Here is a 14,148-nt window from a genome sequence, read left to right as displayed (position 1 = left end):
TCATAAAGGAATTCGATGGAAATCAAAATCAAAGCTCTAGATAGCGTAAATACCCTAGCAAGCACAACTGTAAGTGCAGATGCTATAAAGTCTAGCGTAGAAAAACTAGCAAAAAAAGCGGCAAAAACTATGAAAGTAGATGGTTTTAGACAAGGCCATGTGCCAGTCGCTGTTGTGCTAAAACGCTACGAAAAAGAGCTAACAAACGACGCTGAGCAAGATGTCTTAAGAGATGTAGTCGAAGAGGCTATCAAACAAGCAGGCAAAAAAAATGACGACCTTATCGGCGAGCCTATCGTTTCAAAATTTGACAAAAAAGATGACAAGATCGACGTTGAGCTAACAGTTTCATTTAAGCCAAGTGTCGATGTGAGCGGTTATGAGAGCTTGATACCTGAGTTTTCAAACCCACGCGTTTTGAAAAAAGATATCGATGAGAAGAAAACTGAGCTTCTAAAAATGATAGCTCCGCTTGAAAAAGTAGATAGCAAAAGAGGCCTAAAAGTGGGCGATTTTGCTAAATTTGACTTTGAGGGCTTTGTTGATGGTGTTGCATTTGAAGGTGGCAAGGCTGAAAACTACGTGCTTGAGATCGGCTCAAATCAATTCATCCCAGGCTTTGAAGATGGCATGGTAGGCATAAAAGCTGGCGGAGAAAAAGATATAAACGTTAAATTCCCAGAAAACTACGGCGCTGCACATTTAGCTGGCAAAGACGCTGTTTTTAAAGTCAAACTTCACGAAATTCAAGAGAGAAAGATCCCTGAGAAGCTAGACGAAGAGATGCTAAAAACTATCCTTCCAAACGAAGAAAAACCAACTGAAGAGCTACTTGAAGAGCGCATAAAAGAGCAAATTCGCCAAGAGAAAATTTATAAACTTATAAACGAAGAGCTAAAACCAAAATTTGCTGAAGCTGCGGTTGAGAAATTTAAATTTGATGTGCCAAAAAATATCGTCGAGCAAGAGATCGATATGCAGTTTAGAAACGCATGGAGCTCATTTACTCCAGACGATATGAAGAAATTTAGAGAAGACAAAGATGCTCTAGCTAAAAAACGTGACGAGTATAGAAAAGATGCTGAAAATAGCGTTCGCCTAACTTTCATCATCGATGAGTTAGCTCGCGTAAGAGGCGTGAAAGTGAGCGATCAAGAGGTCGTTCAAGCGATCTATTTTGAGGCATATAGAAGCGGTCAAGATCCAAAAGCACACCTTGAGATGTACCGCAACCAAGGCATGCTACCAGCCATAAAGATGTCGATGATCGAAGAGAAGCTATTTAGCGAGCTTTTTAACAAAGAAAAAGACGAGAAAAAAGCAAGCAAAAAAGAGAAGGCTGAGTAATGAGCTATTACGTTCCTGTCGTAGTTGAAAGAACTAGTAGAGGTGAGCGAAGCTATGATATATACTCCCGTCTTTTAAAAGACAGGATCGTTATGCTAAGTGGCGAGATAGAGGACGGCATGGCTGCTTCTATCGTCGCTCAGCTGCTATTTTTAGAGGCTGAAGACCCAGACAAAGACATCTACCTTTACATAAACTCACCAGGCGGCGTGATAACAAGTGGCTTTAGCATCTATGACACGATGAACTACATAAAGCCAGATGTTTGCACTATCTGCATCGGTCAGGCCGCTAGTATGGGTGCATTTTTACTAAGCTGTGGCGCACCTGGCAAGAGATATGCGCTGCCAAATTCTCGCATCATGATACACCAACCACTCGGCGGTGCTAGAGGACAAGCGACTGATATCGAGATACAAGCTCGCGAAATTTTACGTTTGAAAGAAATTTTAAATGGAATTTTGGCAAAAAATACAGGTCAAAAACTAAGCAAGATCGTAAAAGATACTGAGCGTGACTTCTTTATGAGCTCAGCTGAAGCTAAAGAGTACGGACTTGTCGATAAAATTTTGGAGAAAAGTTTTAAATAAGGTCCAAAGTGATAAAGATAGATAACGCACCAGATCCAAAAAGAAAAGCAGCCGAAACAAAACCAGCTGTCAAAAAAGAAAAGGTAAATATCTATAAATTTTCAGAGGACGTTTTGCACGAGCTAAGTGACGACAACGTCCCATCTACGCCGACAAACTACTCTATCTACTTTGAAAAGATGCTTGATGGGCAGTCAGATGAGTTTAGAAAAGAGATCGGCGATATCATCGTGGCAAATTCTGAAAGTTCAGTGCCGACAAATGGCAACATCTCTATCGAAAAAGAGGTAAAACAAGGCTTTATCCAGATAAAGAGCATGCTTCAAGCAGTCGTGCTCATCTACAAAAATTTAGGCGTTATGAGAGGCCTAGTGCAAAAGCGTATGGATGGGCTTAAAAACAACACAAATGTCCTTGCGCTTCAAAATGTTTTAAGCGCCTTTAACCAAGACCTCATCAAGCTAAACGACCTCATGGATAAGCACCTTGACGTCATCAAGATGAGCTATGAAGAGGTCGGCAAGATGTTTAAGGCGATCGAAGAGCAGTCGATCTACGATACGACTTATGAGGTCTATAACAAGAAATTTCTAGTAGCGACCATAAGCAGCGAGATCGAGTCTGTTAGGCGCTACGGCTATAATGCCTCATTTTTGTTAGTCAAGATAAAAGACAAATTTGCAAATCGCGTTAAAAATTTAAAAGAGCGAAACAATATGTTTAAAAGCATGTCGCAGCTTCTTTTAAGGACTTCACGTAGAAGTGATATAGTCGCACACTACGGCGATGGCTGTTTTGCTATGGTGATGAAATACACCGACGAAAACGGCACAAAGCAAGCGTGCGCTAGAATTTTAAACATGCTCTCATCTATGCCTTGGAAGATCGACAACGAAGAGTGCAAGCTCGAAGTGCAGATCGTCTCAAGCATGATCTCAAAGACGAAAAGCACCGAAGAGTTGCTCTCTCACGCACTTGACAAGCTAGAGAACAACCAAGACCTAAATGAGCCACTATTTTTAGACGAGAAAGCAGAGAATTAGTTTGATCCTAGAAGTTTTATCCTATCCAAATAAAAAACTTTATGAAATTTCAAAAGTGGTTGAAGTCTTCGATGAGAAGCTTCACAAACTTCTTGATGATATGTATGAGACGATGATCGCAAAAGAAGGCATCGGCCTTGCGGCCATACAAATAGGCGTTGCAAAGAGAATTTTCATCATAAATTTAGCCAACGAAGAGGGCGTGCAAGATAAAGAAAATTTAATCGAGATCATAAACCCAAAATTTGAGCTACGTGAGGGCGAGTGCGTCTATCAAGAGGGCTGCCTTAGCGTGCCTGGCTACTACGAGGACGTTAAGCGAAGTGAGGTCGTTAGCATCAAATTTCAAGACCGCTTTGGCAAAGAGCAGACCTTAAAGACTGATGGGCTACTAGCGATCGCTATCCAGCATGAAAATGACCACCTAGACGGACATCTTTTTATAGAAAAAATAGGCTTTAACAAACGCAAAAAATTCGACAAGGAATACAAAAAGCAAAAAAAAGAAAAGACATCATGAAGTCCCTAAAATGTGCTACTTACGGCGACGGACTAAAGATCATTGATGTTGAGTCGATCTTTTCTCGTGGGCTTCCTGGCTTTAGTATCGTGGGTCTTGCAAGCACCAGTATCAAAGAGAGCACGGAGCGTGTAAAGGCGGCACTTTTAGCGCTTGACTTTGCCTTTCCTGCTCAGAAAATAACCATAAATTTATCCCCCTCAGACCTGCCAAAAAGTGGCTCACACTTTGACCTCAGCATCGCCCTTCTCATCGCCCTTCAAAAGGCAAAAAGCTTGGAGAAAATTTTTGTCTTTGGCGAGCTTGGATTAGACGGGAGCGTAAAAAGCACGGCAAATTTGTTTTCAATCCTACTTTTTTTAAGCACGCAGGTGCAAAAGGCTAAAATTTTAGTGCCAAAAGAGATGGCTGCTAAAGCCTCGATGATCCCAAATTTAGAGGTTTATGGCGTTAGCACACTAGAAGAGGCGATAAAGTTTTTTAGCGACGCAGAATTTGCTAAAAGCACGCATTTTAGCGCCACGCACGAGCTATTTTCAAATGTGATAGAAGTTGGCGGCAAAAGATATGTTCCAAATTTAAGCTTCGAGCTTGATTTTAAGGACGTTTTGGGTCAAGAAAGAGCTAAAAGAGCCTGCGTCGTCGCAGCCGTTGGCATGCACAATATCTTATTTGAAGGCAGCCCAGGCAGCGGCAAGAGCATGTGCGCAAAACGCCTCGTCTATATCATGGCACCACAAAGCCTAGAAGAGGTGTTAAAGTCCGCCGCCTACCGCTCGCTAAACCTGCAAGATAGCGAATTTACAAGCACTAGAGCCTTTCGCTCGCCTCATCACACCTCGACTAAAAGCTCGATATTTGGCGGTGGCTCAAACGTCGCAAAGATTGGCGAGATAGCACTTGCAAATGGCGGAGTGCTATTTTTTGATGAGTTCCCACACTTTGCTAAACAGGTGATCGAAAGCCTAAGAGAGCCACTTGAGGACAATCAAATCCACATCGCAAGGGTAAATTCAAAAGTGACTTATGAGACTAAATTTATCTTCGTAGCCGCTCAAAATCCCTGCCCTTGTGGAAATTTATTTTCTCGCAACCTAAACTGCAAATGCAGCGAAAATGAGATAAAAAACTACAAAGCCAAAATTTCAGCCCCAGTGCTTGACCGCATAGACTTAAAAGTCGCGATGGACGAGAGCTCGCCAGGCGACAAGACAAGTTTAAGCTCAGAGCAGATGAGCGAGATGGTCTTAAAAGCCTTTATCTTTCAAAAAAAGCGGGGTCAAGATGAGCTAAATGGCAAGCTAAATGACGCGCAGGTGGCTAAATTTTGCACGTTAAACGCCGAGGCGAGTGAAATTTTACAAAAGGCCGCCACGAAGTACAACCTCTCTCAAAGGGGCATAAAAAGGACGCTTAGAGTAGCTAGAAGCATCGCCGATCTTGATGAGAGCGAGCAAATTTTAAAGCCCCACATCCTAGAGGCGCTTAGTTTTAGGGCATAGAATGAAAAAATTATATTTAGACACGAGAGTTTTAGACGAGCGAGCAAGCGAGAAATTTGACCTTAGCGAAGAGCTTTTGATGGAAAATGCAGCCGCAGCCATAGCAAATTTCATCCGCAAGAAATTTAAAAAAGGCGAGAGGGTGCTTGGCATTTGCGGTGGCGGAAACAACGGCGCTGATGTGCTTTGTGCTTTAAGGATGCTAGAGGGCGAGTTTGAATGTGAATTTATCCTAGCTAGTAAAAATTTAAAGCCACTAGCCGCCAAACAGCTCGAACGTGCTAAATTTGCTGGCGTGCGAGAGAGCAAAGATATAGAAAATAGCTTAAATAACGCAAAATGCCTCATAGACGGACTTTTTGGCTCAGGGCTAAATAGAAATTTAGACGATAAGCACATAGAGCTCATCTCAAAAATAAACGCTAGCCCCGCTTACATCATCGCTTGCGACGTGCCAAGCGGACTAAGTAGCGAGGGTAAGGTGCTTGGCGCTTGCGTAAAAGCAGACGCTACTATCACGATGGGAGCTAGAAAGCTAGCTCTTTATAGTGACGCGGCAAAAGACTACGTGGGCAAGATAAAGCTCGCTACTCTTGGCATAAGCGCACAAAACTACGAGTGCGAGAGCGACTATCATCTACTTGAAAAATGCGACCTCATGCTTCCAAATAGAAAAAAACAGTGCGTAAATAAGGGCGACTTTGGCCACGCATTTATCATATCTGGCGAGCACATAGGAGCTAGCAAGCTTTGTGCAAAGGCGGCATTTGCCTTTGGGGCTGGGCTAGTTAGCGTGATAGGCGAGCAAGGTTTAAATTTACCAACGCACATCATGCAAGCTAGCAAGATAAGTGAGAAAATTAACGCTGGAGCCCTTGGCATGGGGCTTGGCAAAAAGGGCGTAGAAGAGCTTGAGGTGCAAATTTTAAAGGGCAAAAAGCTCGTTCTTGACGCTGATATCTTTTACAGCCCAAAAGTGCTTGACCTACTAAGCGAAAACTGCGTCTTGACGCCTCATCCAAAGGAGTTTTGCTCGCTTTTAAAAATTTGCAAAATGGCCGATATAGATGTGCAAACCTTGCAAGAAAACAGACACGCTTACGCGAGGGCCTGGAGCGAGAAATTTAATGCCGTTCTTGTGCTAAAAGGTGCAAACACCATAATCGCCAAAGATGGGCAAATTTACGTCATGCCTTATGGTAAAAGCACGCTTGCAAAAGGCGGCAGCGGCGACGTGCTAAGCGGCCTTGTGTTAGCACTTTTGGCTCAAGGCTATGAGCCACTAAATGCTGCCATCTCAGCCACTTTAGCTCATGCGCTTAGTCTTAGAAATTTTGACAAAAACAGCTACGCGCTGGAGCCAACAGACATCATCAAAGGAGTAAAATGCTTACGAAAAAGATAGCCGTGCTTTTTAGCGGCAGTGGCTCAAATTTAGAAGCGATACTTAAAAAAGTTCATAATCAAATTTTTAACGGCGTAAAGATCGAAGTTTGCCTTTGTATCTGCAACAAGCCTGGTGCTTTTGGCATCGAGCGAGCTAAGAAATTTGGACTTGAAACGACGATAATAGAGAGCGCTAAATTTGACAAACGTGAGGAATTTGACGCTGTTTTGGTGGAGCAAATTTTAAAAAGCGGGGCCGATCTAACGGTGCTTGCTGGCTTTATGCGGATACTAACGCCAGTTTTTACGACGCAGATAAAAGCCATAAACCTTCACCCATCTATCCTACCGCTTTTTAAGGGCGCGCATGCGATAAAGGAGAGCTTTGAGAGCGATATGATGATAGGCGGTGTGAGCGTGCACTACGTGAGCGAGGAGCTTGATGGGGGCAAACTGATCGCGCAAAGGGCGTTTGAGCGAGAGGACGGTATGAGCTTGGAGGCTTGGGAGTCTAAAATTCACGCCATAGAGCATGAAATTTTGCCCCAAAGCATAATAAAAATTTTAACAAAGGAAGTAAATGTTTGAATGGTTGAGTTCGCCAGAGGCGTGGATATCGCTACTTACGCTAACTGGCTTGGAGATAGTTTTAGGCATAGATAACATCATATTTATCGCTATTTTAGTAGGCAAACTGCCACCAGAACAAAGGGGCAAAGGCCGCATTTTAGGGCTTGGCTTTGCGATGATCACTAGGATCATCCTGCTACTTTCGCTATTTTGGATCATGAAGCTTACAAAGCCGCTCTTTAGCATAGGCGAGCTTAGCATCACTGGACGCGATCTAGTGCTCATAATAGGCGGTCTATTTTTGATAGTAAAATCATCAATGGAGATCCACGCAAACGTCACTGGCAAGCATGAAGAGGCTCACGAGAGCAAGTCTCATCCAGGATTTTTTGCGACTATCCTAGAAATAGGCATTTTAGACATAGTCTTTTCACTAGATAGCGTTATCACTGCAGTTGGCATGGCTCAGCACATCGATATCATGATACTTGCCGTCATCATCGCAGTTGGCGTGATGATGTTTGCCTCAAAGGCGATCTCAGAATTTGTCGATAACAACCCAACGATAAAAATGCTCGCACTAGCATTCTTGGTGCTTGTTGGCTTTGCGCTCGTGCTTGATGGCTTTGGCGTGCATGTGCCAAAAGGCTACATCTACTTTGCGATGGGCTTCTCGCTAGCGGTTGAGTGCCTAAATATCTACGCTAGAAAAAGGGCATCAAGAGATCAAAAATAAAAATGTGAGCCAAAATGCAGATAAAAAATTTAGATCACATCGTTATAGTCGTAAGCGACGTTAAAGAGGCGCTTAAATTTTACTGCGACATTTTAGGCATGCGACCAGCTCAGAAAGACGGTCACATTAGCCTAAATTTTGGCTCAAAAAAGATAAATTTACATAGGTTTAAGGGCGAGTTTTTACCTGCGGCAAAGCATCCAACAAAGGGTAGCGCTGATATATGTTTTTAGCTAAAAATGACATAGAGGAGGTGCGATTGGAGTTTCTTGCAAAAGATGTGAAAATAGAGCTTGGCGTCGTGAAGCGAAACGGAGCATTTAAAGCAATGAAAATTTATACATTTGTGGCAGAAATTTGATAGGGCTTAGCTCATATGAAATTTAACAAGAAGGCAGCTTGGACCTACTAAAAGACCCGCTAAATAAACTAATCATCTCGCTCTCGCTGCCAGCTGGCGTGGGCATGATGTTTAACACGCTTTACAACGTCACTGGCACATTTTTCGCCGCTAAAATTTCTACCCTTGCAGTTGCTGGCATGGCGATGAGCTTTTTGCTCTATCTAAGTGTCGTAGGCATCGGTCTTGGCTTTGGCTCGGCACTCACCGCGCTAATAGGCAACAGCCTAGGCGCAAACAAACCAAAAATGGCTAAACTTTATGCGGCAAATGGCATCGTTTTTGTGCTTCTTTTTGCCCTATTTATGGGGCTTTGTGGCTACTTACTAGCACCAAATTTACTAGTCATTTTAGGTGCTGATCATCACTACATCAAAGAGGCACTTGACTACGCTGGCGTCATCTTTCTTGCAGCTCCATTTTTCTTGCTTATAAAATCGCTTAATGGCATACTTGTCGCACTTGGCGATACTAAAAGCTACCGCAACTGGCTATTTTGCGGCCTTTTTATCAATGCATTTTTTTGCTATCTTTTTGCTTTTATCTTTGCTCTTGGCGTAAAAGGTCTTGCACTAGCAACAGCTAGCGTGCAGTTTTTAGGCATGATCTATCTCTTTTTTAAAGTTAGAAAAAGCAAGATGATAGAGCCTAGAAATTTAGGCTACTTCGTGCCAAATTTCGCCGTCTGGGCAAAGATACTAAAGCAAGCCTTGCCAGCTTGTCTAAACTACCTTTCAATGTCGCTTGGCTCGCTTGTGCTTTTAAAATTTGTGAGCTTTTACGGCGTCAATGCAGTGGCAGGTTATGGCATAGCCTTAAGGATCGAGCAAATTTTAGTGCTTCCAACCATCGGCATGGCAGCAGGAGTGCTTAGCATCATCTCAAGAAACTACGGCGCTAAGAGCTTTCAAAGAGCGATGCAGTGCTACAAACTATCGCTTCTTTTTTTGCTCATCTACTGCGCCTTTGCCTACATCTTTATAAGGCTTTTTGGCGAGAGCGCTATCAAGCTCTTTGACAGCACGCCAGCCGTGCTAGAAGTGGCAAAGCTCTACCTTGGCATCAACTCACTTGCCTACATGGCTTACGGCACGATCAACATCTCAGGCAGCACCCTACAAGCGGTAAAACGCCCAGTAGCGATCTTTTTGCTAAATGGCTTTAGACAGCTCGTGCTTCAATGCTCGCTCTTTTACGTGGTAGTTTTTTGGCTAGGACTTGAGATCAAATTTATGTGGCTAGCGCTCTTTTTTAGCGTCTATTTTACGGCGATTTGCTTTTTGGCTTGGACGCTTTTTAGGTTAAAAAGAGCTAATAAATTTTAGCTGCAAACATCTATGATATAATCTCGCAAAATATAAATTTTAAGGGGCTAAAGTGACTAACACAGTAATGCTTCAAGGGCAAAATGGCTTTATAATCACAAGCGAAATCATCAGCGCTATGAAACAGCTTTTTGGCGAAAAGATCAAAGTAGTAGAGATAGATGATGAGTTGATCGATAATGTTTTGGATATAAAAGATGCAAAAGAGGCTGAAGAGATTTATGCTAGATTTGTAGCAAATAACAGCAAAGGCACAACGCTTGATGAACTCAAAAAAGAAAACTGCTTATGAAAGTTATCATTACCGATGAAGCAAAGGTAAATTTTAACAAGCTTGATGGTTCTGTTAAAAAGCAAATCATCAAGGCTCTCGAAAAATTAGAAACCCTAAAAGACCCGCGTGATAGCGGAAAGGCTCTAGTGGCAAATTTAAGCGGACTTTGGCGTTATAGAGTTGGCGATTATCGCTTGATTTGCTTGCTAAAAGACGACGAACTAATAATCCTGCTTTTAAATATCGTAAAAAGAGATGAAGCTTACTTAGACAAAAACGTAAAACTACTTTTAAAGCTCAAAGAAAAAGCAGAAAAACCTTCTTAAGAGCTAAATTTAACTCCTCAAACTTTTAAATTTAAAGCTAAATGCAAAAAAGCAAAGCGAGGCGACTAAGATGATACTAGCTCCGCCTGTGAGGTTGAAATAAAAGCTGATCACAAGGCCGATAAAGCAAAAAATGATAGAAAAAATAGTTGAGATTAGCATCATTAGCCCCAGCCTTTTGGCAAAAATTTGCGCAATATAAGGCGGTATGGTAAGTAGAGCGATGACAAGTATTAGCCCCACCACGCGGATCGTAGCCACCACGCAAAGCGCCATCATACAAACTAGCAAATAGTGAAAAAATGTCGTATTTACCCCGCGAAGTTTTGCAAACTCCGCATCAAAGCTGATCGCCACAAACTGGCGGTAAAAAAGCGCGATGAGCGCCAAAAACAAGAGGTCTAAAACGCTCATAAATGCGATATCTGTGCCGCTAACTGCAAGGATCGAGCCAAAAAGATAGCTCATAAGATCAGCGTTATAGCCAGGCGTTAGATCGATAAATATAATGCCAATAGCCATGCCAATCGCCCAAATAGCGCCTATTACGGAGTCGATGTTTGTCTTGTCTTTTAGCGTGATCGTGGCGATGATGAGCGCTAGAAGTAGCGAAAATATGCTCGCTCCAAAAAGTGGCTCGAGTGAGAAGAAAAATGCAAGCCCTATGCCGCCATACGCGCCGTGTGCGATGCCTCCAGCGATGAAAGTCATCTTGTTTATCACCACAAGCGAGCCTATCATGCCGCATATTATGCTTACTAAAATGCCTGCAATAAAGGCATTTTGCATAAAATTTAACTCTAAAATTTCACTCATTTTCTCTCTTTAAAATTTAAAAACATTGCTCTTTGTTTTTTCACAACCGCACTCGCCAAGTGCGATCTCGACATCACAAAAATGGCTGTGCGTTCTAGCTAGATGCTCGATAAATTCCCTCTTTGCAAGGTTTTCATGCGTTTTGTGAATGTGTAAATTTTTACTCACGTAAGCGATCTTTGTAGCGTAATTTAGCACGATATTTAGGTCGTGACTGACTAGAACCACACCCACGCCGTTTGCGTTTATCCCCTTTAAAATTTCATAAATTTCAGCTTGCCCTTTTGTATCGATGCTGGCTGTTGGCTCATCTAAGATGAGTACTTTTGCGTTTGCGCAAAGCGCTCTAGCGATATAGACGCGCTGCCTTTGACCGCCACTTAGCTCGCCGATCCTTGCGTTTGCAAACTCCCTCATGCCGACCTTTTCAAGGGCGCTTAGTGCTAGAGCTTTTTCATCTTTTGAGTAAAAGCCAAAGATTTTTTTATCGATTAGCCCCATTAAAACGACTTCTAAAACCATCATCGGAAAGCTTTGATTTGAGAGGAAATTTTGCGGCACGTAGCCTATAAATTTACTAACCTCGCTTGGCTCTTTACCAAAGAGCTTTATCTCGCCACTTTGAGGCTTAAGTAGGCCCAAAATGAGCTTTAAAAGCGTGCTTTTGCCTCCGCCATTTGGACCAATTATCGCTAAAAACTCGTCGCTACTATAGTCTAAATTTATATCCTCTAAAACGACTTGTTTATCGTAGCTAAAGTTTAAATTTCTAATTTTTATAATATCTTTCAAAACAGACTCTTTTGCGTAAATGTCGTGACAAAAATGAAAAGTCCAAGCCAAAGCATGATGCCAAGGGCTGCAAATTCTGCGTAGATTTTAAACTTTTTTAGCTTAATGTTCGTGCTGATCTTTGAGCCAAAAACTGCCGCTACAAATATCACCACGCTCATGCCAAGCGCCATAAATACGCCGCTTATCATGCCTGCAAAGTAGCTACCTATCTCATTTGCCAGCACAAAAACTAGTATCGTGCCTGGACAGGGCACAAGAGCCGCAGCAGCCGCTACTAGCCACTCCTCTTTGCTCTTTGGCTTTTTGGTTGAGCAAATTTGACAGCCACATTCACTTTTAAATTTTGTATTTTTACTCAAATTTTGGCTTAGATTTGATCTAAAAATATAAAATTTAGTCTCATTTTTGTTTGAAAGGTAAAATTTGATCTTTTTAACGAGCATAAAAATCGCCACAAAAAAGATCACGACGCCTGAAAATGCAGTCGTTATGCTAGCAGTATCTCTTGTGAGGTCGCTGCTTACTTCACGAAGCAGTAAAAAGCTAGCAAAGACAAAGACAAATGCGCCCACGACGTGCAAAAAGCCGATCTTTAGTGCAAATAAAAACGCCCTTTTGTAGCTGCCTCCAGTTGCGGCAAAATATGAGCTTGTTAGCACCTTGCCATGGCCTGCTCCAGCAGCGTGCAAAAAGCCATAGCCAAATGAGATAAGTGCCAAGAGTAGCAGCGCAAGCGGACTTTTGTAATCCACGCTTCTTAAAATTTGCTTTAGCCTATCAAGCAAGCTTAGGCTAGTTTTTGAGACGATGTCAAATTTCGCCTCATCGATCTTATCTATCTGGCTTAAATTCTCATCGCTCACGCTGGCTACTGGCTCTTTTAGCAGCTCTTTAAGCGCTGGCTTTTGGTTGTGAGCTTTGGCTGCTTCTTTGCTTGAAAATGTAAAAAATATCAAATTTGAGTTTGAATTTGGTATCGCCCAGAAGCTTTCACCCACCAAAAATGCGTTATTTTGCGTAAATTTGAAGTTAAAATAGCCCTCTTTATCCTCCATATCAACCGACACGACAAGACCGTCAGCGATCACTAAATTTGTCTTAAAACTAACATCAAATTTAAGCCTGCCCTCGTCAAAGTAGAGCTTGTATTCATTTAAATTTGGCTCTATTTTAGTGGCGTTTTCGTCCTTGTAATAATACTCAATCTGCGTCAAATAGTGCCTTGGCACGAGGTAGTCTAGCAAATTTAAGCGGATCTTTCTAAGCTCTTTATCATCTATCTTTTCATCTTGATTGAGGTCAAAATTTTGCTTCATAAGATCTGAGAAATTTTGCGAAAAGGTCCAAGTAAAAGCTATCTGCGTGATGTTATTTTCGTGTGCGACAAATTTCGCACTAACGTGAGCAGTTGGGCTGTAAAGCGAGCATAGAGCACACCCGAAGGCATTTATGGCTAGTAGGCAAATGACGATCAGGCGTGCTAACATTTTTATAGACTTTTTGCGAAAATTTCAGCCGTTTTTTTCATCTCGGCTAGCCAGTTTTCAGGTAGTTGGTCTATCGTGACGACCTTTGAGTCAGTCTCTTTTGCGATCAAATTTGCAGCCTTTGTTGGGAATTGTGGAGCCACGAAAATGACCTTTATACCGTGCTCTTTAGCCTCTTCTATAAGCTCTTTTAGCTCAGCTGGCTTTGGCTCTTTGCCCTCTATTTCAATGGCTATTTGCTCTAAGTTATAGCGCTTTGCAAAGTAGCCCCAAGATGGGTGATATACGATAAATTCGCGAGTTTTGACATCTTTTAGCTCATTTTTGATAAAGCCATCAAGCTCGTCAAGGCTAGCTTTAAATTTAGCCAAATTCTCCTCATAAAGCTTTGCATTTTGCGGGAATTTCTCTATTAGCGCCTTTGCGATGTTATCAGCTTGAGTTTTTACCAAGATAGGGTCAAGCCAGATGTGCGGATCAAGGCCGTCGTGGTGGTGGTGATGGTGCTCTCCCTCGTGGTCATGGTGCTCATGCTTATGCTCTCCATCGTGCTTATGCTCGTGGTGCTCTTCATGTTCATGCTCCTCGCTCATAGCGATCTTTTCGATACCTTCCTGCGTCTTTACGATGCGTAAATTTTTAAATGTCTTTGAGAAGCGATCCAGCCACGCATCCTCAAACTCGATGCCGATAGCAAAGTAAAGCTCACTCTTTTCAAGCTCCTTCATCTGCTTTGGTTTTGGCTCGTAGGTGTGGGGATCAGCCCCTTTGCCAACCATCGTATTTACATCTAGCGTATCTCCAGCGATCTGCTCGACGAAAAATTTCGTTGGCAGTATGCTAGTAGTCACAACCGGCTTTGCAAAAAGAGACAAAGCACAAACAGCTAATAAAACGATAATTTTTCTCATTATCTCTCCTTTAAAAAATAATTGCGAAGTTTAGCAAAATGCAACTTGGTTGCAACTTAAAGTTCAAAAGCCTAAATTTAGCCTTTTCTTTTAAATATAGTTTAAATCTTTTAGCGTTAA

17 protein-coding genes are annotated in these 14,148 nt (G+C 42.2%); 13 read left to right on the top strand and 4 right to left on the bottom strand.

Features of this window, described 5'->3' with window-relative positions:
• Positions 1-15: 15 nt before the first annotated feature.
• From tig to CVT14_RS00585, 13 genes are read left to right on the top strand one after another with little or no spacing between them, the layout of a single operon-like run.
• Complete coding sequence (gene tig / locus CVT14_RS00640) at positions 16-1,347, top strand: trigger factor (protein WP_107849439.1); 1,332 nt, start codon at positions 16-18, stop codon at positions 1,345-1,347.
• Entirely contained in the window at positions 1,347-1,937 is a 591-nt protein-coding gene (gene clpP, locus CVT14_RS00635) for an ATP-dependent Clp endopeptidase proteolytic subunit ClpP (RefSeq protein WP_004317374.1), read from the top strand. The genes tig and clpP overlap by 1 nt, the downstream gene beginning before the upstream one ends.
• An 8-nt stretch (positions 1,938-1,945) precedes the next feature.
• Positions 1,946-2,980, top strand: coding sequence for a GGDEF domain-containing protein (locus tag CVT14_RS00630; protein ID WP_107849438.1), 1,035 nt, complete (start codon positions 1,946-1,948; stop codon positions 2,978-2,980).
• Position 2,981: 1 nt separating this feature from the next.
• Positions 2,982-3,500: a peptide deformylase gene (gene def, locus CVT14_RS00625; RefSeq protein WP_107849437.1), complete on the top strand. Its 519-nt coding sequence runs from the start codon at positions 2,982-2,984 to the stop codon at positions 3,498-3,500.
• A complete protein-coding gene (locus CVT14_RS00620) occupies positions 3,497-5,002 on the top strand; it encodes a YifB family Mg chelatase-like AAA ATPase (protein ID WP_107849436.1) in 1,506 nt (501 codons plus the stop codon). The genes def and CVT14_RS00620 overlap by 4 nt, the downstream gene beginning before the upstream one ends.
• Position 5,003: 1 nt before the next feature.
• Positions 5,004-6,407, top strand: coding sequence for an NAD(P)H-hydrate dehydratase (locus tag CVT14_RS00615; protein WP_107849435.1), 1,404 nt, complete (start codon positions 5,004-5,006; stop codon positions 6,405-6,407).
• Positions 6,389-6,976: a phosphoribosylglycinamide formyltransferase gene (gene purN, locus CVT14_RS00610; protein ID WP_107849434.1), complete on the top strand. Its 588-nt coding sequence runs from the start codon at positions 6,389-6,391 to the stop codon at positions 6,974-6,976. Before CVT14_RS00615 ends, purN begins: the two co-directional genes overlap by 19 nt.
• The gene (locus CVT14_RS00605; protein ID WP_021092554.1) at positions 6,969-7,694 is read left to right on the top strand and encodes a TerC family protein; all 726 of its coding nucleotides are present in this window, start codon (positions 6,969-6,971) and stop codon (positions 7,692-7,694) included. The genes purN and CVT14_RS00605 overlap by 8 nt, the downstream gene beginning before the upstream one ends.
• A 14-nt stretch (positions 7,695-7,708) precedes the next feature.
• Complete coding sequence (locus CVT14_RS00600; RefSeq protein ID WP_021088729.1) at positions 7,709-7,927, top strand: VOC family protein; 219 nt, start codon at positions 7,709-7,711, stop codon at positions 7,925-7,927.
• The gene (locus tag CVT14_RS10615; RefSeq protein WP_021088738.1) at positions 7,918-8,055 is read left to right on the top strand and encodes a hypothetical protein; all 138 of its coding nucleotides are present in this window, start codon (positions 7,918-7,920) and stop codon (positions 8,053-8,055) included. The genes CVT14_RS00600 and CVT14_RS10615 overlap by 10 nt, the downstream gene beginning before the upstream one ends.
• 38 nt (positions 8,056-8,093) lie before the next feature.
• Entirely contained in the window at positions 8,094-9,419 is a 1,326-nt protein-coding gene (locus tag CVT14_RS00595; RefSeq protein WP_021088746.1) for an MATE family efflux transporter, read from the top strand.
• A 52-nt stretch (positions 9,420-9,471) separates the two neighbouring features.
• Positions 9,472-9,711, top strand: a complete 240-nt coding sequence (locus CVT14_RS00590) for a hypothetical protein (RefSeq protein ID WP_035169753.1) — start codon at positions 9,472-9,474, stop codon at positions 9,709-9,711.
• Positions 9,708-10,019, top strand: a complete 312-nt coding sequence (locus CVT14_RS00585; RefSeq protein WP_021088842.1) for a type II toxin-antitoxin system RelE family toxin — start codon at positions 9,708-9,710, stop codon at positions 10,017-10,019. Before CVT14_RS00590 ends, CVT14_RS00585 begins: the two co-directional genes overlap by 4 nt.
• Before the next feature lie 9 nt (positions 10,020-10,028).
• Here CVT14_RS00585 and CVT14_RS00580 read toward each other — a convergent pair whose 3' ends face one another.
• The 4 genes from CVT14_RS00580 to CVT14_RS00565 are packed head-to-tail and all read right to left on the bottom strand — an operon-like array spanning position 10,029 to position 14,028.
• Positions 10,029-10,835: a metal ABC transporter permease gene (locus CVT14_RS00580; RefSeq protein ID WP_103642187.1), complete on the bottom strand. Its 807-nt coding sequence runs from the start codon at positions 10,833-10,835 to the stop codon at positions 10,029-10,031.
• Positions 10,836-10,844: 9 nt separating this feature from the next.
• Complete coding sequence (locus CVT14_RS00575; RefSeq protein WP_021086647.1) at positions 10,845-11,627, bottom strand: metal ABC transporter ATP-binding protein; 783 nt, start codon at positions 11,625-11,627, stop codon at positions 10,845-10,847.
• A complete protein-coding gene (locus CVT14_RS00570) occupies positions 11,624-13,117 on the bottom strand; it encodes a nickel/cobalt transporter (RefSeq protein WP_107849433.1) in 1,494 nt (497 codons plus the stop codon). Before CVT14_RS00570 ends, CVT14_RS00575 begins: the two co-directional genes overlap by 4 nt.
• Before the next feature lie 2 nt (positions 13,118-13,119).
• Positions 13,120-14,028 carry a metal ABC transporter solute-binding protein, Zn/Mn family gene (locus tag CVT14_RS00565; protein WP_107849432.1) on the bottom strand — a complete coding sequence of 303 codons (909 nt, stop codon included), beginning with the start codon at positions 14,026-14,028 and terminating at the stop codon, positions 13,120-13,122.
• Between the last annotated feature and the right edge of the window lie 120 nt (positions 14,029-14,148).

Source organism: Campylobacter concisus, from assembly GCF_003048445.1.
In the GTDB taxonomy this organism is placed as follows: domain Bacteria; phylum Campylobacterota; class Campylobacteria; order Campylobacterales; family Campylobacteraceae; genus Campylobacter_A; species Campylobacter_A concisus_BF.
The sequence above is the reverse complement of the archived record's forward strand: the minus strand, read 5'-3'. Positions and strand labels throughout refer to the sequence as shown.